Source organism: Roseovarius halophilus (ex Wu et al. 2025) (assembly GCF_047086965.1).
In genome coordinates this window covers 1-20,576 of sequence record NZ_JBKOTX010000057.1, presented here as the reverse complement: position 1 = coordinate 20,576, position 20,576 = coordinate 1, and the positions used below count along the sequence as shown (strand labels likewise).

The 20,576-nt window shown below is 67.8% G+C and carries 22 protein-coding genes, 1 pseudogene and 1 other annotated feature; of the genes and pseudogenes, 7 read left to right on the top strand and 16 right to left on the bottom strand.

Features of this window, described 5'->3' with window-relative positions:
* Window positions 1–41: 41 nt before the first annotated feature.
* The 4 genes from recA to ACH107_RS13320 form a co-directional block, all read right to left on the bottom strand.
* The gene (gene recA, locus ACH107_RS13335; RefSeq protein ID WP_412506253.1) at window positions 42–1,115 is read right to left on the bottom strand and encodes a recombinase RecA; all 1,074 of its coding nucleotides are present in this window, start codon (window positions 1,113–1,115) and stop codon (window positions 42–44) included.
* A 165-nt stretch (window positions 1,116–1,280) separates the two neighbouring features.
* A complete protein-coding gene (locus ACH107_RS13330; protein WP_310690284.1) occupies window positions 1,281–2,081 on the bottom strand; it encodes an iron chelate uptake ABC transporter family permease subunit in 801 nt (266 codons plus the stop codon).
* Window positions 2,081–2,836, bottom strand: coding sequence for a metal ABC transporter ATP-binding protein (locus ACH107_RS13325; RefSeq protein WP_310702729.1), 756 nt, complete (start codon window positions 2,834–2,836; stop codon window positions 2,081–2,083). The genes ACH107_RS13330 and ACH107_RS13325 overlap by 1 nt, the downstream gene beginning before the upstream one ends.
* A complete protein-coding gene (locus ACH107_RS13320; protein WP_412506251.1) occupies window positions 2,833–3,372 on the bottom strand; it encodes a transcriptional repressor in 540 nt (179 codons plus the stop codon). The genes ACH107_RS13325 and ACH107_RS13320 overlap by 4 nt, the downstream gene beginning before the upstream one ends.
* A 56-nt stretch (window positions 3,373–3,428) precedes the next feature.
* Between ACH107_RS13320 and ACH107_RS13315 the strand changes: the two genes are divergently transcribed.
* Complete coding sequence (locus tag ACH107_RS13315; protein WP_412506250.1) at window positions 3,429–4,430, top strand: zinc ABC transporter substrate-binding protein; 1,002 nt, start codon at window positions 3,429–3,431, stop codon at window positions 4,428–4,430.
* A gap of 21 nt (window positions 4,431–4,451) precedes the next feature.
* Here ACH107_RS13315 and ACH107_RS13310 read toward each other — a convergent pair whose 3' ends face one another.
* The 8 genes from ACH107_RS13310 to ACH107_RS13275 all read right to left on the bottom strand — a co-directional run bounded on the left by ACH107_RS13310 (window position 4,452) and on the right by ACH107_RS13275 (window position 12,620).
* A complete protein-coding gene (locus tag ACH107_RS13310; protein ID WP_412506249.1) occupies window positions 4,452–5,714 on the bottom strand; it encodes a hypothetical protein in 1,263 nt (420 codons plus the stop codon).
* Between the two features lie 43 nt (window positions 5,715–5,757).
* Entirely contained in the window at window positions 5,758–5,904 is a 147-nt protein-coding gene (locus ACH107_RS13305; protein ID WP_310690279.1) for a hypothetical protein, read from the bottom strand.
* A gap of 98 nt (window positions 5,905–6,002) precedes the next feature.
* Window positions 6,003–6,662, bottom strand: a complete 660-nt coding sequence (scpB, locus tag ACH107_RS13300) for an SMC-Scp complex subunit ScpB (protein ID WP_412506248.1) — start codon at window positions 6,660–6,662, stop codon at window positions 6,003–6,005.
* Window positions 6,655–7,446 (bottom strand): segregation and condensation protein A, encoded by a 792-nt coding sequence (locus ACH107_RS13295; protein WP_412506247.1) that lies wholly within the window; start codon window positions 7,444–7,446, stop codon window positions 6,655–6,657. The genes scpB and ACH107_RS13295 overlap by 8 nt, the downstream gene beginning before the upstream one ends.
* Window positions 7,443–8,456, bottom strand: a complete 1,014-nt coding sequence (locus ACH107_RS13290) for a glycoside hydrolase family 3 N-terminal domain-containing protein (protein ID WP_412506246.1) — start codon at window positions 8,454–8,456, stop codon at window positions 7,443–7,445. The genes ACH107_RS13295 and ACH107_RS13290 overlap by 4 nt, the downstream gene beginning before the upstream one ends.
* Entirely contained in the window at window positions 8,457–9,557 is a 1,101-nt protein-coding gene (locus tag ACH107_RS13285; RefSeq protein WP_412506245.1) for an SPOR domain-containing protein, read from the bottom strand.
* Window positions 9,558–9,625: 68 nt separating this feature from the next.
* Window positions 9,626–11,359: an arginine--tRNA ligase gene (argS, locus tag ACH107_RS13280; RefSeq protein ID WP_412506244.1), complete on the bottom strand. Its 1,734-nt coding sequence runs from the start codon at window positions 11,357–11,359 to the stop codon at window positions 9,626–9,628.
* Window positions 11,360–11,444: 85 nt separating this feature from the next.
* On the bottom strand, window positions 11,445–12,620 hold the full coding sequence (locus ACH107_RS13275; RefSeq protein WP_412506243.1) for a deoxyguanosinetriphosphate triphosphohydrolase: 1,176 nt from the start codon (window positions 12,618–12,620) through the stop codon (window positions 11,445–11,447).
* Between the two features lie 101 nt (window positions 12,621–12,721).
* On the opposite strand from ACH107_RS13275, the gene ACH107_RS13270 reads away from it, so the two are divergent.
* The 4 genes from ACH107_RS13270 (at window position 12,722) to ACH107_RS13255 (ending at window position 16,535) form a co-directional block, all read left to right on the top strand.
* Complete coding sequence (locus tag ACH107_RS13270) at window positions 12,722–13,045, top strand: iron-sulfur cluster assembly accessory protein (RefSeq protein ID WP_310690315.1); 324 nt, start codon at window positions 12,722–12,724, stop codon at window positions 13,043–13,045.
* Between the two features lie 124 nt (window positions 13,046–13,169).
* Window positions 13,170–13,970, top strand: coding sequence for an exodeoxyribonuclease III (gene xth, locus ACH107_RS13265; protein WP_310690272.1), 801 nt, complete (start codon window positions 13,170–13,172; stop codon window positions 13,968–13,970).
* A gap of 79 nt (window positions 13,971–14,049) precedes the next feature.
* Window positions 14,050–14,112, top strand: a sequence feature (sul1 is cis-regulatory element that is thought to sense ions involved in sulfur or methionine metabolism; They are found in Alphaproteobacteria).
* 63 nt (window positions 14,113–14,175) lie between these two features.
* Entirely contained in the window at window positions 14,176–15,666 is a 1,491-nt protein-coding gene (locus tag ACH107_RS13260; protein ID WP_412506242.1) for a SulP family inorganic anion transporter, read from the top strand.
* Window positions 15,667–15,677: 11 nt separating this feature from the next.
* Complete coding sequence (locus tag ACH107_RS13255) at window positions 15,678–16,535, top strand: universal stress protein (protein ID WP_310690270.1); 858 nt, start codon at window positions 15,678–15,680, stop codon at window positions 16,533–16,535.
* Between the two features lie 63 nt (window positions 16,536–16,598).
* On the opposite strand, the gene ACH107_RS13250 is transcribed toward ACH107_RS13255, so the two are convergent.
* Both ACH107_RS13250 and dksA read right to left on the bottom strand, forming a co-directional pair.
* Complete coding sequence (locus tag ACH107_RS13250) at window positions 16,599–17,750, bottom strand: FAD-dependent monooxygenase (RefSeq protein WP_412506241.1); 1,152 nt, start codon at window positions 17,748–17,750, stop codon at window positions 16,599–16,601.
* 1 nt (window position 17,751) lies between these two features.
* Window positions 17,752–18,174: an RNA polymerase-binding protein DksA gene (dksA, locus tag ACH107_RS13245; protein ID WP_310690268.1), complete on the bottom strand. Its 423-nt coding sequence runs from the start codon at window positions 18,172–18,174 to the stop codon at window positions 17,752–17,754.
* Between the two features lie 393 nt (window positions 18,175–18,567).
* Here dksA and ACH107_RS13240 point away from each other — a divergent pair, with 393 nt between their 5' ends.
* Both ACH107_RS13240 and ACH107_RS13235 read left to right on the top strand, forming a co-directional pair.
* Window positions 18,568–18,738, top strand: coding sequence for a hypothetical protein (locus ACH107_RS13240; protein ID WP_310690267.1), 171 nt, complete (start codon window positions 18,568–18,570; stop codon window positions 18,736–18,738).
* Between the two features lie 241 nt (window positions 18,739–18,979).
* Entirely contained in the window at window positions 18,980–19,663 is a 684-nt protein-coding gene (locus ACH107_RS13235) for a M48 family metallopeptidase (RefSeq protein WP_310690266.1), read from the top strand.
* 6 nt (window positions 19,664–19,669) lie between these two features.
* Here ACH107_RS13235 and ACH107_RS13230 read toward each other — a convergent pair whose 3' ends face one another.
* Together ACH107_RS13230 and ACH107_RS13225 are read right to left on the bottom strand one after the other, a co-directional pair.
* A complete protein-coding gene (locus ACH107_RS13230) occupies window positions 19,670–20,212 on the bottom strand; it encodes an RSP_2648 family PIN domain-containing protein (protein WP_310690265.1) in 543 nt (180 codons plus the stop codon).
* A pseudogene (locus ACH107_RS13225) lies at window positions 20,209–20,576 on the bottom strand (RlmI/RlmK family 23S rRNA methyltransferase); the annotation flags it as partial. The pseudogene ACH107_RS13225 and the gene ACH107_RS13230, both read right to left, overlap by 4 nt.

The following is a 20,576-nucleotide window of genomic DNA, read 5'->3' as shown; positions in this document are numbered from 1 at the left end:
GCCGATGCCCCGTCAATTTGTCCGGTCCCGTTGCGCGGGACTCAGCCCTCGACCAGGGCGTCGTCATCGCCGCCCGGCGGCGCGTCGAACTCCAGCCCGTGGGCGGCGCGGATCTTGTCCTCGATTGCATGTGTGATGTCGGGGTGTTCCTTGAGGAAAGTCTTGGCGTTCTCGCGGCCCTGGCCGATGCGCTCATCCCCGTAGCTGAACCAGGCGCCGGATTTCTCGACCACGCCGGCCTTGACGCCGAGGTCCAGAAGTTCGCCCGTCTTCGAGATGCCCTCGCCATACATGATATCGAATTCGACCTGCTTGAAGGGCGGGGCGACCTTGTTTTTGACCACCTTGACGCGGGTGGCATTGCCCACGACCTCGTCACGGTCCTTGACCGCCCCGATCCGGCGGATGTCGAGCCGCACGGAGGAGTAGAATTTCAGCGCATTGCCGCCGGTCGTCGTCTCGGGGCTGCCGAACATGACGCCAATCTTCATGCGGATCTGGTTGATGAAGACGACCATGCAGTTGGAACGGCTCATCGAGCCGGTCAGCTTGCGCATCGCCTGGCTCATCAGGCGGGCCTGAACGCCGACGCTGCTGTCGCCCATGTCGCCCTCAAGCTCGGACTTCGGGGTGAGCGCGGCAACCGAATCGACCACCACCATGTTGACCGCGCCCGACCGCACCAGCGTATCGGTGATCTCGAGGGCCTGTTCGCCGGTGTCGGGCTGCGAGATCAGCAACTCGTCGAGGTCGACGCCCAGCTTCTTGGCATATTGCGGGTCCAGCGCGTGTTCGGCATCGACGAAGGCGCAGACGCCGCCCTTCTTCTGCTCCTCGGCCACGGCGTGCAGGGTCAGCGTCGTCTTGCCCGAGGATTCGGGCCCGTAAATCTCGATGATGCGGCCCTTGGGCAGACCGCCGATGCCCAGCGCGATGTCGAGGCCCAGCGACCCCGTCGAGGTCGCCTCGATGTCGCGCATGGCATTGTCGCCGCCCATCTTCATGATGGAGCCCTTGCCGAACTGCCGTTCGATCTGCGCGAGCGCGGAATCGAGGGCCTTCTGCTTATCTGCGGATGCTTTGTCTGTCATATTGAGGAGATCTGCCGTTGCCATGTTTGAAACCCTTATTCCATACCCATCTCCGGGCAGCAATTGGTGCTGTGTTCGCGCCTTGTTCCACCTTATGGGATCAAAACAGGAACATTTCAACCGAATTCTTCACCGAGACCCTGCCGCGGTAAGGTTAACAGCGGGTTTACACCGGGGCGGCGCGGCGCGTCAGCGTCCTTGCCCCGCCTTGAGGCCCTGCACCAGACTGGTAGCCAGGAACACAAGCGCCGCGACACAGACGATCGAGGGCCCTGCCGGGGTATCGAGAACATAGGCCGCGCGCAGGCCCACCACCGCCGAGGCGCTGCCCAGCACCGCCGCGGTCAGGGCCATCTGTTCGGGCGTGCGCGCCAGCGGCCGCGCGGCGGCGGCGGGAACGATCAGCATGGCGGCGATCAGCAGCACGCCCACCACCTTGATGGCCACCGCCACGGTGATGGCCAACGCCAGGGTCAGGACCAGCTGCTCGCGGCGCGGGTTGATGCCGCTGGCATGGGCCAGCTCCTCGTTCAGCGTGGCGGTCAGCAGGGCCGACCAGCGCCAGCCGATCAGCCCGACCACCAGCGCCGCGCCCGCCCAGATCACCGCGAGATCGCCGCGCGACACGGCCAGGATATCGCCGAATAGATAGGCCATCAGGTCGATCCGGATGCCCGAGAGGAAAGAAACCGCGACCAGCCCGAAGGCCAGCGCCGAATGGGCCAGCACCCCCAGCAGCGTGTCCATGGCATAGCCGCGCCCCGACAGGGCCGTGACCGTCAGCGCCATGACGAGGGCCACCGCCATGGCCCCGGCGAAGATCGACATCTGAAGCGCCAGCGACAGCGCCACGCCCAGAATCGCCGCATGGGCCGTGGCATCGCCGAAATAGGCCATCCGGCGCCAGACCACGAAACTGCCCAGCGGCGCCGCGGCCAGCGCCACGCCGACCCCGGCCAGCACCGCGCGGGTCATGAAATCGTCCAGCATCACTCGGCCGCCTCTGGGCTTGGGCCATGGTCGTGATCGCAGGCCCCGTCGTGCGCGTGATCGTGGTCGTGCCGGTAAAGCGCCAGCGCGCCGCCGGTGCCCGTCCCGAAGAGGGCGCGGTATTCCGGCGCCGCCGAGACCACCGCCGGCGTCCCCTCGCAGCAGACATGGCCGTTGAGGCAGATCACCCGGTCCGAGGCGCTCATGACGACATGCAGTTCGTGACTGATCATCAGCACCGCGCAGCCGGTTTCGTGGCGCACCCGGTCGATCTGGGTGTAGAAGGCGGCCGAGCCGGGCTGGTCCAGCCCCTGCGTCGCCTCGTCCAGCAGCAGAAGGTCGGGCGTCTCGATCAGGGCGCGCGCCAGCAGGACGCGCTGGAACTGCCCGCCCGAGAGCCCTGCCATCTGCCGGCCCAGCAGGTCGGGCACCCCCGCACGCTCCAGCGCGCGGGCACAGGTGGCGCGGGCACTGCGGCCCGGCAGCCGCAGGAAGCGTTCGACGGTCATCGGCAGGGTCGGGTCGATGTGCAGTTTTTGCGGCACATAGCCGATCTTGAGGCCCGGCTTGCGGCGGATGCGCCCCGCCGAAGGGCGCAGCGCCCCGATCAACGCCCGCAGCAACGTCGTCTTGCCCGAGCCATTGGGGCCGACCACCGTGACGATCTCACCCGGCTCGATGGCGAAGGAAACATCGCGCAGCACCGCATCGGTGCCGTAGCCCGCGCTGAGGGTCTCGGCGGAAACAAGGCTCATGCCCCGGCCTCGTCCTGGGCCCCGTCCTGACAGGAGGGGCACAGGCCCTCGGCCTCGACCACCGTGCGCTCGATGGCAAAGCCCGAGGCCCGCGCGGCCTTGCCCAGGCTGCCGCGGGCGGGGGCCGCCTGCGCCTCGGCCACGGCCTCGCAGGTGCGGCAGATCATGAAAGCGGGCGTGTGTTGCGCGCCGGGATGGGCGCAGGCGATGAAGGCATTGAGGCATTCGATCTTGTGCGCGAAGCCGCCCGCCACCAGAAAGTCCAGCGCCCGGTAGGCCACCGGCGGTTGCGACCCGAAGCCCGACGCGCGCAGCCGGTCCAGCATGTCATAGGCGCCCAGCGCGCGATGTTCCTGCAACAGGATTTCCAGTGCCTTGCGCCGCACGGGCGTGAGCCGCAGCCCCTTGGCCACGCAGCGCGCCTCGGCCTCGGCGAGGCCGTCGGCGATGCAACTGGCGTGGTCGTGCCGCTCAAAGCCGATCGGCTCGGCGGGATGGGCGGCAGCTGACTCTTGGGTCGTTTCCGGGCTTGTCATGTTATCTTATATCATTTATTCCGCGTCGAATGTTACAAAATCACATGGAGTCCCCGATGTCCAGAACCCGCCTGCCCCTCTCTGTCGCGGCCACGCTGATGGCCGGACCCGCGCTGGCCGATGTGCCGGGCGTGGCCGTCGATATCGCGCCGGTGCATTCGCTTGTGTCCCGCGTGATGGAGGGTGTCGGCACCCCGGACCTGATCGTCGCGCCGGGGGCCAGCCCCCACGAATACAGCCTGCGCCCCTCCGAGGCCAGCGCGCTGCAGGAGGCGGATCTGGTCTTCTGGATCGGCCCCGACCTGACGCCCTGGCTGGAGGATGCCATCGGCACCGTGGCCGCAGGGGCCCAGGCCACCGCGCTTCTGGAGGTCGAGGGCGTGACCCGTCTGCCGATCCGCGAGGGCGCGCTTTTCGAGGCGCATGCCCACGATGAAGATGAGACAGATGCGGATCATGACGGGCATGAGGAGCATGAGGAGGACGATCACGGGCAGGACGCGCATGACGAAGACGGGCACGACACCCATGCGGGCGATGAGCACGGCGCCCATGACGCCCATGCCTGGCTCTCGCCCGACAATGCCGCCACCTGGCTGGAAGTCATCGCGGCACAGCTGTCGCAGGCCGACCCCGACAACGCGGGCGCCTATACCGCCAATGCCGCCACGGCGCGCTCCGAGCTGGCAACCCTTTCGGACGAGATCAACGACCTGCTCGACCCGGTGCGCGATGGCCGTTTCATCGTCTTCCACGACGCCTATCAGTATTTCGAGACGGCCTTCGAGTTACCCGCCGCCGGGGCGATCTCGGTCTCTGACGCGACGGACCCCAGCCCGGCGCGCATCGCCCAGATCCGGACCCGCGTGGCCGAGCAAGGCGTGACCTGCCTGTTGTCCGAACCGCAGTTCGATCCCGGCATCGTGGCAGCGGTCAGTGCAGGTGCCGAGATCAGCACCGCCGTGCTGGACCCGCTCGGGTCTGATCTTACGTCGGGGCCGGAGCTTTACCCGCACCTGCTGCGCAACCTGACCCAATCGTTGGCCGACTGCCTGTAGCGCGGCCTCGGGGGTCCGGGTTCAATCCGGTCGCGACAGGTATTCCTGGAGGGACGCCAGTTTCGCGCGCAAGCGGCGCATCTGCTCGTCGGTCAGGTCTTCGACGTCGATCTGGTCGAGGGTCTGCGACGCATTCTGCAAAAGCGAAACAAGGCGGGCAAATCCGATCAGCCGGTCCTGGCTGCCCTTTAGCTTTTCGATCAGGGACATGCTCGCCGCTGCGGTCGTGCGTGCCGTGCGGGGGTCGTCCAGCAGCGGCATGAGCCGGTCCACCCCAGAAACGTCCAGCCTCTTGTTCTCGCCCGGGGCCTGGCGCTCGACCAGCCCGTGGTCTTCGGCCATCGAGCGCGGCACCCAGTTGCGCATCGCCGGCGGCACCGGGTCGGTGAAGGGAAAGTAGTGCAGGATGTTGCGGTCCAGCTCGGGGCGGGCCTTGATCATGGCAAAGCCGATGCGCCGCCAGACCGCCGGCAACTTGGTGTTGGCCAGCGCCTCATCCAGCATCTCGAGATGCAGGCGCAGCGCGGCGAAGGCCTGTTCCTGGTCCGCGACCAGGTCAAAGCGGCGCGGCTGCTCGCTCCACGCGAGGTACTCCTCGGCCAGCGCCAGCTCTTCCAGTTCGTTGTCGATCGCGGCCGCACCGGGAAATCTGTAAGCATCGATCACGCGGTCGCGGCCCATATCGGCCAGATGCTGGCGCAGTTTCAAACGTCTGTTGATCCAGCCGTAATCCAGCTTGAGATCGGGTGCCATCTGCAGCGCCGCCTCTATGAATTCGATCTCGTCCGCGCTCAGCCCCGGTGGCAGGACAGCGGCTCGGACGTGGGCGAACTGACTGTACCCGGCGCTGTCGCGCGCCATCAGATCGCGCATCGCGGCCAGGCGCCGGTTGCCGTTGAGAACGATCCCGTCCTCGCCGATCAGGAGCGGATCGGTCTGGCGTCCGTAGCGCTCCAGCTCCGAATAGACCGGCCCGCGTGGATCGCGCGATTTCTCGACCAGCAGGTCGTGCAGGACGGACTGCATCTGGGGCGTCTCGGCGTCTGCCTTGAGGTGCTCAAGCGGCGTGGCCCGGGCACGCGCCTCTTGTTCCAGTTCCGACAGCACGCGGCCATTGTCGGCACGATAGACGAGCACCCGATGATCCAGTTCGATCACCGGCGCCTCCAGGTAGCCGGTCTCGACCGGCACGAAATGCGTCGAGTCGCCGGCGTTTTGCATGGCGGCGCGGACCGCCGCCATGCGCTCATCCCTTGGCAGGCACTGAACGTCAGGCTCGGGCATTCGGATGTCTCCGTTTTCGGGTAACTATTGACCGCACAACGGTTCAGGACCCGTCCCGGGTGTCGTCGTGCTTGCGCGGTTGGGCCTTGCGGCGCTTGCCTATCGCCTGCATGCCCTTGTTGATCCCGCCCCCGATGATCTTGCGCATCACGATGCGCATCACCATGTTCATCAGTCGATTGGCGTTCATTGCGTAATCTCCGCTGTGATGTCGCGAGTCATATAGCAGTAACGCCGGGCAATTTCACGCGGTCCAAGGGGAATTTGACGGCGAGGCTGACCGGCGGCTCAGTCCTCTTCGAAAAGCTCCGACTGATCCTCGTCGCCCTCCTCCTCTTCGTCGTCGTCGCTGCCCCGCCCCGGCGCGGGCCGGTTGTCCAGCAGCCCGGCGGCGCGCAACTCCTTGAGGCCCGGCAGGTCGCGCGCGCTTTCCAAACCGAAGTGATCCAGAAAGTCCTGGGTGACGACAAAGGTCACGGGCCGCCCCGGCGTCATGCGGCGGCGGCCGAAGCGGATCCAGCCCATCTCGATCAACTGGTCGATGGTGCCCCGGCTGACGGAAACGCCTCGGATCTCCTCGATCTCGGCGCGGGTGACGGGTTGGTGATAGGCGATGATCGCCAGGGTCTCCATCGCCGCCCGCGACAGTTTGCGCGTCTCGACGGTTTCCTTCTGCATCAGAAAGCCCAGGTCGGGGGCGGTGCGCAGCGCCCAGGCCTCGCCCACCCGGACGACGCGCACGCCGCGCCCCTCGTAGCGGCGGCGCAGGTGTTCCAGCGCCTCGGCCGGGTCCGATCCATGTGGCATCCGCCCGGCCAGGTCGCGCACGGTCACCGGCTCGGCACTGGCAAAGAGCACCGCCTCGACCATGCGCTCCTGCTCGGCCATGGGCGGGGCCTCGAAGAGCATCTGCTCGCCCGCCTCTCCGGCGGTCTCGGGATCAGCCATTCTCTGTCCTTCTGATCTGGATCGGGGCAAAGCTCTCGCCCTGGCGCATCTCGATCCGGCCCTCCTTGACCAGTTCCAGCGAAGCCGCGAAGGTCGAGGCCGTCGCACTGCGGCGCCGGGCCGGGTCTTCCTGCCAGCCTTCGGGCAGATAGGACAGGATATCCGTCCAGTCCCCGGCGAACCCGATCAGCGGGCGCAGGCGGCCGAGGGCCTCTTCCAGGGTCAGCACCGAGTCGCGGTCCATGGTATAGGGCCGGAACTCGTCGCGGGTGCGCAGGCGGGCATAGGCCTGCATCAGGTCCAGCAGGGTCGCGGTATAGGTGACGCGGCGGGTGCGGGTGACATCCTCGGTCACGCCGCGGGCAAAGAAATCACGGCCCAGCCTGTCGCGCGCCATCAGCGTTGCCGCCTTTTCGCGCATGGCCTGCAACCGTTCCAGCTGAAAGGCCAGGTGCGCGGCCAGTTCCTCGCCCGAGGGGCCCTCTTCGGCCGGGTCGGGGGGCAGCAGCAGGCGCGACTTGAGAAAGGCCAGCCAGGCGGCCATGACCAGGTAATCGGCGGCCAGTTCGATGCGCAGATCGCGGGCGGTCTCGATGAAAGCGAGGTATTGCTCGGCCAGGGCCAGCACGCTGATCTGGCGCAGGTCCACCTTCTGCGTGCGCGACAGGGTCAGCAGCAGGTCAAGCGGCCCCTCGAAACCCTCCACGTCGACGATCAGCGCCTCTGCGGCCTGCCGCTCGCTGACGCTGGTGACATTGCTTGCGTTGAACTCGGCGTCGCTCATCTGCCCCCTCGGCCGGGCGCCGGCCCGACAAGGGCTTCAAATTCCGCAACAAGGGCGGAAATGTCAACGGGCGCGGGCACCGGGCGGCTGTCCAGTGCCGCCCGGGCGCGGGCCTCGGCCGCCCCGTCAAGCGGGCCGCAGACCTTGGCGACCTGCGCGATCTCCGCCCGCTCGCCATTGCAATGCAGGACGACATCGCAGCCCGCGGCCAGGGCGGCGGCGGCGCGCATCTCCACCGGACCTGAGAGCGCCGCCATGCCGATATCGTCACTCATCAGCAGCCCGGCAAAGCCCAGGTCCTGGCGGATCAGGCGGATCATCTCGGGCGACTGGGTGGCCGGGGCCTGCTGGCCCAGCCCTTCGAAAACGACATGGGCGGTCATCCCCAGCGCGAGGTCAGCCAGTGCCCGGAACGGCGCGAAATCCGTGGCCGTCAAGGCTGCGGCGGGGGCGGCCACGCGGGGCAGGTCCAGGTGGCTGTCGGCTTGCGCGCGCCCGTGCCCCGGCAGGTGCTTGAGCACCGGCAGCACCCCGCCGGCCAGGCAGCCGTCGGCGACCGCGCGGGCGATGCGGGTGACATCCGCGACCGCCGCGCCATAGCAGCGGTTGCGCAGGAAAGGATGGGTTTCGGGCCGGGCCAGGTCGGCGCAGGGCACGGCGTTGACGTCGATGCCCAGGGCGCGCAGGTCTTGCCCGATGATCCTGTAGCGCAGCGCCATAGCCCGGGCCGGCTCGCGGGCGCGAACCGCATCCTCAAGCGGCGGGCGCCAGTCGCGCCAGTGCGGGGGCCGCAGCCGCTGCACGCGCCCCCCCTCCTGGTCGATCAGCACCAGCGCGTCATGCCCGGCGGCGGCGCGCAAATCCGCCGTCAGGCGGCGCAGTTGGTCGGGGCTTTCGACATTGCGCGCGAACAGGATGAAGCCCAGGGGCCGCGTTTCGGAGAAAAACCCGCGCTCCCAGTCTGATATCTCTGTCCCCGCCGGCCCGAAGATGGCCGCGCAAGGTGCCATTCAACGCACCACGACCGGTATGCAGGGGGCGTCCTCGGCAACCAGCGCGGCGCAGAAACGGCGCGCATCGCTCAGATCCTCGAAGCCCTGCGCGCGCAGCCGGTACAAGGTGCGACCACCAGACTGGGCCTCCTGGATGACGCGCGACTTGCCGCCCATGAAATCGCCGAAGCGGTCCGCGACGCGGGTCCATTCCCGCGCGGCGATATCGGGGCTGTCGAAGGCCCCGAGCTGCACCAGCTTGATGCCCGCTGGCAGCGGCCCGGTCAGGGTCGGGGCGGCCGCTTCGGATGTTTCTGGTGCGGCGGCCGCCTCGCTGGTCCCGGCGCGCTGCGGGTCCACGCGCAGGCTGGCCGGGCGCACCTGTGGCCGCAGCGACTCCGCCACACCGGGCACACCGGGGTCCAGAATATCATCGGGACCGACAGCGTTGACCGACAGCTGGACCGGGGCGTTCTCGCCCTCGGGAAGCTCGGACAGCGGTTCGACATCGGCAGCAACCTGGTCGGCCAGGGCCAGAACCTCGTCAGCACTCAGCGACGACTCGCCCGGCGCGGTGTCCTCGCCCCCGGCCGAGGCGGTCGTGAACTCGGTCGGCGTGTCGGTCTCCGGGCGCGGGGCAGGCGCGGCCCCGGCAGCCTGCGCGCTGTCTCCGGTGGTCTGCGCGCTGTCTCCGGTGGTCTGCACCACGGCCTCCTCGGGGGTGTCTTCGGCGGCGGCAGGGGTGACGGCCAGATCCTCGTCCTGCAACCGGGCCTTGGCCGGGGCCAGGACCAGCCGGTCCTCGGGGGCGGCGGCCCCGCCCTCGGCGAGAACCGCGTTGACCGACAGCCCCGTATGGGCTGCGATCTCGCCGCCGGGATTGTCGGGAGCCACGCGCATCTCGCCCTGCATGGCGCGCACGACCGGAACACCGGTAACGTCGCGCATCACGATCTTGTAGCCCCAGACGCCGACGCCGATCACCAGCGCCAGCGACAGCGCCGCACCAGCCAGCGCGACGATATTGCCCGCCTGACGGCCAGGAGCCGGATCATCGTGACTGTGGGGAGTGTGACTCGTGTGCTGGGCCGCCTGCGACCCTGCCGTCATCTCTGCCATATACGCCTCTTCGCCCGGCTTGAGCGCCGGTTTACCGCGTCGCCTCAAAGGCCCCGGGCACGTGCGCTTTAGCGCATCTCTTCGACCGGGGTTACACCAAGGATACCAAGCCCGTGCGAAATGACAACGGAAACGGCCCGGATCAAGGCGATTTTCGCTTGTGTTGCTGCAGAATCACCCTCTTGCAGAAAGCGCAGGCTGGCATCCTCGTTGCCCCGGTTCCACAGGGCGTGCACCTCCGAGGCGAGATCATAAAGGTAAAAGGCGATCCGGTGCGGCTCGTGGGTGCGCGCGGAAATCTCGACCAGGCGCGGCCATTCGGCCAGTTTCGCCGCCAGCGCCAGTTCCGCCGGATGCGTCAGGCCCGACAGGTCGGCCCGCGCCAGCGTGGCATCCGAAACATCGACATCGGCCTTGCGCAGCACCGAATGCACCCGCGCGTGGGCGTATTGCACATAGAAGACGGGATTGTCCTTGGACTGTTCCGTCACCTTGTCGAAATCGAAATCCAGCGGCGCGTCGTTCTTGCGCGTGAGCATGTGAAAGCGGGTGACGTCGCGGCCCACGGCATCGACCACGTCGCGCAGCGTCACGAAGGTGCCCGCCCGCTTGGACATCTTGAAGGGTTCGCCGTTGCGGTAGAGCTTGACCAGCTGCGTCAGCTTGATGTCCAGTGGCACCGCCCCCTCGGACAGGGCGGCGACAGCGGCCTTCATCCGCTTGACATAGCCGCCGTGGTCGGCGCCGAAGACGTCGATCAGCGCGTCGAAACCGCGCGAGACCTTGTCGTAGTGATAGGCGATGTCCGGGGCGAAATAGGTCCAGCCGCCATCGGATTTCATGATCGGCCGGTCCACGTCGTCGCCGTAGTCGGTGGATTTGAACAGGGTCTGTTCGCGCGGCTCCCAGTCCTCGGGCAGCTTGCCCTTGGGCGGCTCCAGCGTGCCGCGATAGATCAGGCCCTTGCCGCGCAGGTCTTCGATGGCCGCCTCGATCCGGCCGGTGCCGTAAAGCGATTTCTCGGAATAGAAGACATCCATCTCGACGCCCAGCGCGGCGAGATCGGCGCGGATCATCTCCATCATCTTTTCGGTGGCGAAGGTGCGGACCTCGTCCAGCCAGACCTGTTCGCCCTTGTCCAGAAAGGCATCGCCGACCGTGTCGCGCAGCGCCTGCCCCACCTCGATCAGGTAGTCGCCGGGATAGGTGCCGTCCTCGAAGGCGACCTCCTGCCCGTGCGCCTCAAGATAGCGCAGGTAGACAGACCGGGCCAACACGTCGACCTGCGCGCCGCCGTCGTTGATGTAGTATTCGCGGGTCACGTCGTAGCCCGCATAATCCAGCAGGCTGGCCAGCGCGTCGCCGAAGACCGCGCCGCGCGTATGGCCCACATGCAGCGGGCCGGTGGGATTGGCCGAGACATACTCCACGTTGACCTTCTGCCCCTGCCCCATGGCGGAGCGGCCATAGCCGGGATCGGTCAGCGCGGCGCGGATCACCTCGTGCCAGACATCCGTCGCAAGGCGCATGTTCAGAAAGCCCGGCCCGGCCACCTCGGCGCGGGCGATGCGACCGTCCGCGGCGAGCTTTCCGGCCAGCGCCTCGGCGATGTCGCGGGGTTTCAGCCCGGCCGGCTTGGCCAGCACCATGGCCGCGTTGGTGGCCATGTCGCCGTGGGCCGGGTCGCGCGGCGGTTCGACCGTCACATTGTCATGAGACAGGCCCGCGGGCAGCTGTCCCTCGGCGGTCAGGGCATCGAGACAATCGATCACGAGCGACCGGATATCGGCGAACAGGTTCATTTGCGCGTCCTCTTGGAGATCGCTGGCGGTTTAGCATTTGCGCGCCAGAGGTCAACGCGCAACGGGGGGCGCGGCGGTGGCGGGCTCAGCTCCCGTTGGCGAACTCGCCGGCAATGGCAATGCGCCGCCCGGTGAGGGCCGCATGGGTCTTCAGCGCGAACCGATCGGTCATCCCGGCGATGTAGTCGGCCACGATGCGCGCCAACGCGGCCTTGTCGGCCACCCGGGCCACGTCACCCTGCCACTGTGCCGGCAAATGCTCCGGCGCGGCCAGAAAGAGCGGAAACAGCTCTTCGACCACCTGCGTGACCTGGGTGCGCATCTCGACCACGCTGGGGGCCCGGTACATCCGGGTGAACAGGAACCGCCGCACCTGTTGCAGGTCGGCCCAGAGCGCGGGCGAGAATTCCACCATCATGCGTCCCGCACTGCGGATATCCTCGGCCGATCGCGGCGCCAGATCCTCGAGATTGGCCCGGGTCGTGGCGATCACGTCCTCGACCAGCACCCCGAAAAAGCGCCGCAGCGCCTCGTGCCGCCGCCGCGACGGGTCCAGCCCGGGCCAGGCCCGGTCAACGGCCTCGAAACAGGGGCCGACGATGGGCAGGGCCAGCAGGTCCTCGGTGGTGAACAGCCCGGCGCGCAGCCCGTCGTGGATGTCGTGGTTGTTGTAGGCGATGTCATCGGACAGGGCCGCGACCTGCGCCTCGGCGCTGGCATGGCTGTGCAACTCCAGGTCGTGGCGGGCGTCATACTCGGCCAGCGCCACGGGCACCGGGGCAGGCACGGGGCCGTTGTGCTTGGCGATACCCTCCAGGGTTTCCCAGGTCAGGTTCAGCCCGTCCCACTCGGCATAGTGCCGTTCCAGCGAGGTGACGATGCGGATGGCCTGGGCATTGTGATCGAAGCCGCCATAGGGGGCCATGCGCGCGGCCAAGGCATCCTCGCCGGTGTGGCCGAAGGGCGTGTGGCCCAGATCGTGGGCCAGCGCCACGGCCTCGGTCAGTTCCTCGTTCAGGCCAAAGGCCTTGGCCAGGGTCCGCGCCACTTGCGCCACCTCGATGGAATGGGTCAGGCGGGTGCGGAAATAGTCGCCCTCGTGTTCTACGAAGACCTGCGTCTTGTGCTTGAGCCGCCGAAAGGCGCTGGAATGGATGATCCGGTCGCGGTCGCGCTGAAAGGGCGAGCGATGCGCGCTCTCCTCCTCGGCGTGTAACCGTCCCCGGGTCGCGCCCGGATCACATGCAAACGACGATGCCATCGCCCTGCCCCCATCTTGAATTCGCCGCGGCGGCCTGCCTTGCCGCAGCAGCCCGTGACCCCTATATTGTAAATGAACCGAAACGGACAGGGGCCGTCATGCTGAGCGTTCCACCCAAAGTGACAGACCGCGCCTTCGCGCGCCTTTCCGAGATCGCCGCCGCCGATCAGGGCAAGGCCCTGCGCGTGGGCGTCAAGGGCGGCGGCTGTTCCGGTTTCGAATACGAGATCGACCTGGACACCCCCGCCAAGGACGATCTGGTGCTGGAGGGCCAGGGCCAGAAGGTGGTGGTCGACAGCACCTCGCTGCCCTTCCTGGCCGATGCCACCATCGACTTCTCCGAGGAACTGATCGGCGCGCGCTTCGTGATCGACAATCCCAACGCCACCAGCAGCTGCGGCTGCGGAACCTCCTTCGCGATCTGACCCGGGCGGGCATTCTCGACAAAACCCGGTGACGCGACGGCGCGGAACGATCGGCCAATGACCCCGCGCAGGGTCTTGCGGGCATCCGGTGCATGGGCGACAACGCGTCCAAACGGAGGCGCCCATGAAGATAGCGACGTTCAACATCAATGGGGTCAAGGCCCGGCTCGGCGCGCTGACCGACTGGTTGTCGGACAGCCAGCCCGACGTGGTGCTGTTGCAGGAAATCAAGTCGGTCGACGAGACTTTCCCGCGCGAGGCCATAGAGGATCTTGGCTACAGCGTCGAAACCCATGGGCAGAAGGGGTTCAACGGCGTCGCGATCCTGTCGAGATACCCGCTCGAGGATGTCACCCGCGGATTGCCCGGTGCCGCGGGCGCGGGCCGCGACGGCGCCGATGACGAAGAGGCCCGCTATATCGAGGCCACCGTGGTGGGTGAGACGGCCCTGCGCCTCTGCGGGCTTTACCTGCCCAACGGCAACCCCGCGCCGGGGCCCAAGTATGACTACAAGCTGCGCTGGATGGAGCGGTTGCGGCTCCGCGCCGAGGAATTGCTGCACGCCGAGGACCCGGCCCTGCTGGCGGGCGATTACAACGTCATCCCCCAGACCGAGGACGCCGCCCGCCCGGACGCCTGGCGCGCGGATGCGCTGTTCCTGCCCGACAGCCGCGCGGCCTTCCGCCGGATACTCAACCTGGGCTACACCGAGGCTTTCCGCGCCCGCACCCTCGGGCCGGGGCACTATTCCTTCTGGGATTACCAGGCCGGCGCCTGGAACCGCAACGACGGTATCCGCATCGACCACGTCCTGCTGACCCCGCAGGCGGCCGACCTCATGCAGGACTGCTGGATCGAGGCCGAGGTGCGCGGCCGCGAGAAACCCTCGGACCACGTGCCCGTCTGGGTGGACCTGGCCCTCTGAGGGCGCGCCGCGCGCGCCCCTCGCCACAAAAGACATTGAACGCCGGGGCATTGCGGCCTATACGCCGCGACGCAGCGAACAGGGATTCGGACGCGCGCAAGCCTCCGGATGGCTCTTCCGGCCGCCTATCCGCCGGACAATCGATCAGGCCCCCGGGGCCTGCCCCAAGACCGCGCCCGGCGCGGCCCAAGGAAACATTTACATCATGATGTCCCTATCTGCCTATCGGCACGCGTGGTTTGCGAACATGCGCGGCGACCTTCTGTCCGGTATCGTGGTCGCGCTGGCCCTGATCCCCGAAGCCATCGCCTTTTCGATCATCGCGGGTGTCGACCCCAAGGTCGGGCTATATGCCAGTTTCTCGATCGCAGTGATCACGGCCATCACCGGCGGCCGGCCCGGCATGATCTCGGCCGCCACCGCCGCCACGGCCGTTCTGATGATCACCCTGGTCAAGGACCACGGGCTGGAATACCTGCTGGCCGCCACGGTGCTGGCCGGGCTTTTGCAGATCGGGGCGGGCCTGCTCAAACTGGGCTATGTGATGCGCTTCGTCTCGCGCTCAGTCATGACGGGTTTCGTCAACGCGCTGGCGATCCTGATCTTCATGGCGCAACTGCCCGAACTGGACCCGCGCGCGGTGCCACCCATCACCTTTGCGCTGGTGGCCGCGGGCCTCGCCATCATCTACCTGTTCCCGCGGCTGACCACCGCCGTGCCCTCGCCGCTGGTAACCATCGTGGTGCTGACCGGGCTGACCCTCGTCATGGGCTGGGACGTGCGCACCGTGGGCGACATGGGCGACTTGCCCGACACGCTGCCGGTCTTTCTGATCCCCGACATCCCGCTGACTTTCGAGACGCTGCAGATCATCTTTCCCTATGCACTGGCCGTGGCCGTCGTGGGGCTTCTGGAAAGCCTGATGACCCAGCAGATCGTCGACGACCTGACCGACACCCCCTCCGACCGCAACCAGGAATGCGTCGGCCAGGGCCTGGCCAATACCGCCACCGGCTTCATCGGCGGCATGGCGGGCTGCGCGATGATCGGCCAGTCGATCATCAACGTGAAATCGGGCGGCCGCGGCCGGCTTTCGAGCTTCACCGCCGGGGTCGTGCTGCTGATCCTCGTGGTGGGGCTGGGTGATATCGTCGCCATCATTCCCATGGCCGCGCTGGTGGCGATCATGATCATGGTCTCGATCGGCACCTTCTCGTGGTCCTCCATCAAGAACCTGCGCGACCACCCGCGCAGTTCCTCGATCGTGATGCTGGCGACGGTGTTTTTCGTGATCTACACCCACAACCTGGCCATCGGCGTGCTGGTGGGCGTGCTGCTGTCGGGGATCTTCTTTGCCTGGAAGATCGCACAGCTGTTCCGCGTGCGCACCGAGATCACCGCCGACGGCACCCACCGCACCTACTTTGTCGAGGGGCAGCTGTTCTTCGCCTCGGCCGAGGACTTCATGACGGCCTTCGATTTCAAGGAAGCCCCCGACCATGTCACCATCGACGTCAGCCGCGCCCATATCTGGGACATTTCCTCGGTTGCCGCCTTGGACATGGCCGTGCTCAAGTTCCGCCGTGAGGGCGCCGAGGTCGAGCTGATCGGCATGAACGAGGCCTCGGAAACCATCGTCGACCGGCTGGCGGTGCATGACAAACCCGGCGCCATGGACGACCTGATGGGCCACTGAGGAGAAATGACATGACCACCAATACCCTGATCGCCCTTGTCGATGGCTCGGCCTATTCCGAAAGCGTTTGCCACCACGCGGCCTGGATCGCGGGCCGCACCGGCTTTACCGTCAAGGTCTACCACGTGATGGGCCGGCGCAGCGCGCCGGATAACCAAGACCTGAGCGGCGCGATCCGCCTGGGCGCGCGCTCGCGCCTGCTCGAACAACTCTCCGAGCTGGACGCCGAACGCGCCAAGCTGACCCATGACCACGGCCGCGCCATCCTCGAGGACGCCAAGGCGATCATCGAGGGCGACGGCGACATCACCGTCGAGACCCGCCTGCGCCAGGGCGACCTGGTCGAGACCATCACCGCCAAGGAAGACACCGGCGACATGATCGTCATCGGCAAGCGCGGCGAGGCCGCGGGCCTCGCGATGGAGCATCTCGGCTCGAACCTCGAACGTATCGTGCGGGCCAGCCACCGGCCGGTTTTCGTGGCCAACCGCGCCTTCCGGACCCCAGAAAAGGTGCTGGTGGCCTTCGATGGCGGGGCGTCCTCGCTCAAGGCCGTGGATTACATCGCACGCAGCCCGGTTTTCGCCGGGCTGCAGGTTACGCTGGTCTTCGCGGGCAAATCCACGCCCGAGATCGACAAGGCGCTGGCGGATGCCGCCGCGACCCTGCGCGCGGGCGGCTTTGACGCGGACACTCGGACCACCGCCGGCGAGCCGGAAAAGGTGCTCGCTGATATGACCGGAAACGACGGCTACGACCTGCTGGTCATGGGGGCCTATGGGCACAGCCGGGTGCGGTCGCTGCTGATCGGATCGACCACCACGGAAATGCTGCGGTCCTGCAAGGTACCTGTGGTTCTGATGCGCTGACGCTGGCCGGGACGGCGGGCGGGGCGCCTTCGGGCCGACAGGCCCGAAAAGCGGCGCCCGGCGTCAGGCCCGTGTCACGTCGTGATCGTAGAGCCAGCCCAGCCGGTTCAGATAGGCATTGGGCGCCAGCGCCCCGATCCCGCGCAGGCCCAGATGGGCCACCCGGCGCGGCACGCCGTCCAGGTGATACTTCACCGCGTTGCCGTTGGCCGTGGAAATCGCCCGCTGCACGCGCGCCCGGCACATCTGCTGATAGCGCGGCAGGGCCGCCGCGATCTCGTCGCCGTCGCAGCAGGCGGCCAGCACCCAGGCATCCTCGAAGGCCAGATTCGCCCCCTGCGCGAGAAAGGGCAGCGTCGGATGCGCCGCGTCACCCAGGATGGCGATCGTGCCCTTGTGCCAATGCGCCGCCACGGGGTGCCGGAACAGGCCCCAGAGGCCGACCGCATCGACCTGTTCCAGCAGCCCGGTCAGCCGCCCCGACAGGCCGCGAAAGGCATGACGCAGATTGCCGGGCTCGTCGGGGATGTTCCATCCCTCCTTGGCCCATTGCAGACGCTCCTGCACCGCGACGATATTGAGCCGCCCGCCGGGCAAGGGATAGGTCACGGCATGCTGTTTCGGAGCCATCCAGACGCGCGCGACAGGCTCGGCCCCGGGCTGGTCGATCACCGCCCGCCAGGCCACCTGGCCGGTGAAGAAGGGCGCGTCGGCCCCGTTGAGCAGCGGCCGCAGCACCGAGCGGATGCCGTCGCCGCCGACCACAAGGTCGGCCTGGGGCAGCGCGTCGGGGCGGATCTCGGCCCCGGTGTGCAGGGTGACACCCGCCGCGTGGCAGCCCTCCAGCAGGATGTCGATCAGCGCGGCACGATGGAAAAAGCGATAGACCGGGCCGGGACGGCCGGACAGGTCGAAGCGCGTCAGGCTGCGCCCCGTGACCGCGTCCATGGGTTCGACCGCCTGCGCCGCGACCGATCGGTCGGCGGCGGCCTGCGCCAGCCCCAGCGCGGCCAGCACCCGCGCGCCATTGGGCGAGACCTGGATGCCCGCGCCCACCTCGGCGATCTCGGGCGCGCGTTCGAAGACCTCAACCCGCGCGCCACCCCTGGCAAAGGCCAGGGCCGCGGCCAGCCCGCCAAGGCCCCCCCCCACCACAGCAATACGGCGGCCCCGGTTGAGGCCGCCGCGCTTTGCTGTCGGTTTGTCACGTGTCACGTCAGTCGTCCCGATGGACCTTTTCGCGGCGCTCGTGCCGCTCCTGGGCCTCCAGGGACATGGTGGCGATGGGCCGCGCGTCCAGCCGCTTGAGGCTGATCGGCTCGCCGGTGATCTCGCAATAGCCGTATTCGCCCTCTTCGATGCGGCGCAGGGCGCTGTCGATCTTGGCAACCAGCTTGCGCTGCCTGTCCCGGGTGCGCAGTTCCAGCGCACGGTCGGTCTCCTCGCTGGCGCGGTCGGCCACGTCGGGGATGTTGCGGGTGCTGTCCTTCATGCCCTCGATTGTGTCGCGGCTGTCCTCGAGGATCTCGGATTTCCAGTTGATCAGCTTGCGCCGGAAATACTCCAGCTGGCGATCGTTCATGAAGGGTTCGTCTTCGGCCGGTTTGTAATCCTCCGGCAGGAAAACCTCTGCTTTCATCTCGTCTCTCCTGGACAGGATGGGCGCCGTTGCGTCGAGTTCGTGTGACAATATCCGGCCTCCTTCTTGGGCGCGTCTTTACCCCGATCGGGGCGAACTGTCACCCCCCGATCTGGGGTGAGTCATCCCCGCTTGAAGGGGCCGCGCCGCCGGAGACCTCCGCCACCCGCCCGTTGGCCCGTTTTTCTGCGAAAGGCCCGTAAAACATGCATTTCTCGGGCACCGGCAGGACCGCGCGGGTCCGCAAGATGGCCAACACCCCAATGGAACACCGGAAAGACGATGGGCGGGTCGGCCCCGCGCCCGCGTGGCAGCGGCGTGGCATGGACTCTTTCAAGCGACCGGGCTAAATCCGGGTTCCGTCACCCTCCGCCCGGCACAAGGACCCTGACCATGATCTACCCTCTCGGCGGCCTCCTCATCGGCGCTCTGGCCGGGGCCATCATGGCCCGACGCAAGGGCGGCGGCACGTTCGACATGCTGCAATGGGGCGCGGTCATGGCGATCATCCTTGGCCTCGTGGGCCTGTTCCTCACCGTGGGCCTGACGCGCGCGGCCGTCTGACGATCTGACGCCGGTGCGGCTGCGCAACCGCGCAACGCTGCGCAGCCGGAAGCTGCGGAGGCGCTATGCCTGCCGCCCGTGCCGGAGCGCCACCGGAGCCCTGCCTGATCCACATCGATTATCCGCCGGATCATCGGCCTGGTGCGCGGCGGGCCCGTGCCGCCTGAAGGGGTCGACCGCAGCATGATGTGTCGGGCCGTTACCGCTTGCCCATCGGGCCCCGCAGGCCTACGTCATCGATATGCTGCGCGTTGCCCCCATCCTCCTCGCCCTGCTCTACGGGGTTCTGCTCTATCGCTTTTCCGTCTGGCGGACCAAGCGGGAGCTGGACGCGCGTTCGACCGAACTGATGGACCCGCGGCTGCGGGCACTGACGGACGACCTCGCGCGGGTTGTCGATGTGGAGCGCATCAAGGTACACATCTACGAGGTCGAGGCGGTCAACGGGCTGGCCGCGCCGGACGGGCGCATCTTCATCACACGCGGGTTCTACAACAAGTACCGCGCCGGCGAGGTCACGGCGGGCGAGATGGCCAGCGTCATCGCGCATGAACTGGGCCACGTGGCGCTGGGGCACACGCGGCGCCGCATGATCGACTTTTCGGGCCAGAACGCGCTGCGCACGGCGCTGGCCATGATCCTGTCGCGCTTTCTGCCCGGGCTCGGCCCGATCATCGCCAATTCGGCCATGTCGCTGCTGATGGCGCGGCTGAGCCGGTCGGACGAATACGAGGCCGACAGCTATGCCTCGGCGCTGTTGATCAAGGCGGGGATCGGAACCGCGCCGCAGAAGTCGCTGTTCGAGAAACTCGACGGCATGACCGGCGCCGGCGGGGCCGCGATGCCGGCCTGGATGATGAGCCACCCCAAGACCCCCAAGCGGATCGAGGCGATCGAGGCAAACGAGGCCAAGTGGGGCGGCTGAGGCCGCCTATTCCCCCAGCGCCTTGCCCAACCTGGGCAACCGCGCCTTGCGCAGCAGCGCGCGCATCTCCCAGGCTTCGCCCGAGAGGCGGCGCGCCTCGGCCAGAACGGTTTGGCCCACATCGGCGACCAGGGCTGGCTGCGCCTGCCAGACACCCAGGAGATAGCTGTCCGGGTCGATCCGCGACACCCCCTCCTCGACCAGCACATTGCGGGGAAAATCCTTGGCGTTCAATGTCATGATTGCATCGGCCGAGGCGCCGACGGCGGCCGCCAGCACGTGAATATCCGCCGGATCCGGCAGCCAGAAGCGCCGTTCGGCCCCCTGCGGCACGGGCACGACCGCATCAGGGAACCGCAAGGACAGCGCCGCGATCTCGCCGCGCGCCAGGGTCTCGCCCTCGGGGCCCAGCTTGCGCGCGGCGCGGGCCCATTCCTCTTCGATGCGCGCGGACCACAGCGGCGTGAAGGCCCCAGCCTCGGCGACGCCCAGCACCATCTGGCGCATGACCGTGGGATAGAGCACGCAGGCGTCGATCAGGATTTTCACAGCGCGAACACCAGCGCCTTGAGGTAGCCGCTTTCGGCCAGTTGCGGCAATTGCGGATGGTCCGGCCCGGCAAAGCCGGTGTGGATCAGCGGCCCGCGCCGGCCCGCCTTGCCGATGCCGCGCGCGCTGGCATCACGGAACCGCTTGAGGTCGACGGCATGGGAACACGAACACAAGGTCAGAAAGCCGCCCGCGGCAACCAGCGGCGCGGCCATCCGCGCGAGACGTTCGTAGGCGCGCAGGCCCGGCTCCAGCGCCTGTTTGCCGGGCGCGAAGGCGGGCGGGTCGCAGATCACCACGTCGAAGGTCTCGCCCGCCGCGGCCAGCGCCGCCAGCACCTCGAAGGCGTCGCCCTGCCGGGTCT

Bases quoted from the DNA above. Each gene is read 5' to 3' on its own strand.
- recA (WP_412506253.1), bottom strand. From the start codon at position 1,115: ATGGCAACGGCAGATCTCCTCAATATGACAGACAAAGCATCCGCAGAT.
- ACH107_RS13330 (WP_310690284.1), bottom strand. From the start codon at position 2,081: ATGCTGGACGATTTCATGACCCGCGCGGTGCTGGCCGGGGTCGGCGTG.
- ACH107_RS13325 (WP_310702729.1), bottom strand. From the start codon at position 2,836: ATGAGCCTTGTTTCCGCCGAGACCCTCAGCGCGGGCTACGGCACCGAT.
- ACH107_RS13320 (WP_412506251.1), bottom strand. From the start codon at position 3,372: ATGACAAGCCCGGAAACGACCCAAGAGTCAGCTGCCGCCCATCCCGCC.
- ACH107_RS13315 (WP_412506250.1), top strand. From the start codon at position 3,429: ATGTCCAGAACCCGCCTGCCCCTCTCTGTCGCGGCCACGCTGATGGCC.
- ACH107_RS13310 (WP_412506249.1), bottom strand. From the start codon at position 5,714: ATGCCCGAGCCTGACGTTCAGTGCCTGCCAAGGGATGAGCGCATGGCG.
- ACH107_RS13305 (WP_310690279.1), bottom strand. From the start codon at position 5,904: ATGAACGCCAATCGACTGATGAACATGGTGATGCGCATCGTGATGCGC.
- scpB (WP_412506248.1), bottom strand. From the start codon at position 6,662: ATGGCTGATCCCGAGACCGCCGGAGAGGCGGGCGAGCAGATGCTCTTC.
- ACH107_RS13295 (WP_412506247.1), bottom strand. From the start codon at position 7,446: ATGAGCGACGCCGAGTTCAACGCAAGCAATGTCACCAGCGTCAGCGAG.
- ACH107_RS13290 (WP_412506246.1), bottom strand. From the start codon at position 8,456: ATGGCACCTTGCGCGGCCATCTTCGGGCCGGCGGGGACAGAGATATCA.
- ACH107_RS13285 (WP_412506245.1), bottom strand. From the start codon at position 9,557: ATGGCAGAGATGACGGCAGGGTCGCAGGCGGCCCAGCACACGAGTCAC.
- argS (WP_412506244.1), bottom strand. From the start codon at position 11,359: ATGAACCTGTTCGCCGATATCCGGTCGCTCGTGATCGATTGTCTCGAT.
- ACH107_RS13275 (WP_412506243.1), bottom strand. From the start codon at position 12,620: ATGGCATCGTCGTTTGCATGTGATCCGGGCGCGACCCGGGGACGGTTA.
- xth (WP_310690272.1), top strand. From the start codon at position 13,170: ATGAAGATAGCGACGTTCAACATCAATGGGGTCAAGGCCCGGCTCGGC.
- ACH107_RS13260 (WP_412506242.1), top strand. From the start codon at position 14,176: ATGATGTCCCTATCTGCCTATCGGCACGCGTGGTTTGCGAACATGCGC.
- ACH107_RS13255 (WP_310690270.1), top strand. From the start codon at position 15,678: ATGACCACCAATACCCTGATCGCCCTTGTCGATGGCTCGGCCTATTCC.
- dksA (WP_310690268.1), bottom strand. From the start codon at position 18,174: ATGAAAGCAGAGGTTTTCCTGCCGGAGGATTACAAACCGGCCGAAGAC.
- ACH107_RS13240 (WP_310690267.1), top strand. From the start codon at position 18,568: ATGATCTACCCTCTCGGCGGCCTCCTCATCGGCGCTCTGGCCGGGGCC.
- ACH107_RS13235 (WP_310690266.1), top strand. From the start codon at position 18,980: ATGCTGCGCGTTGCCCCCATCCTCCTCGCCCTGCTCTACGGGGTTCTG.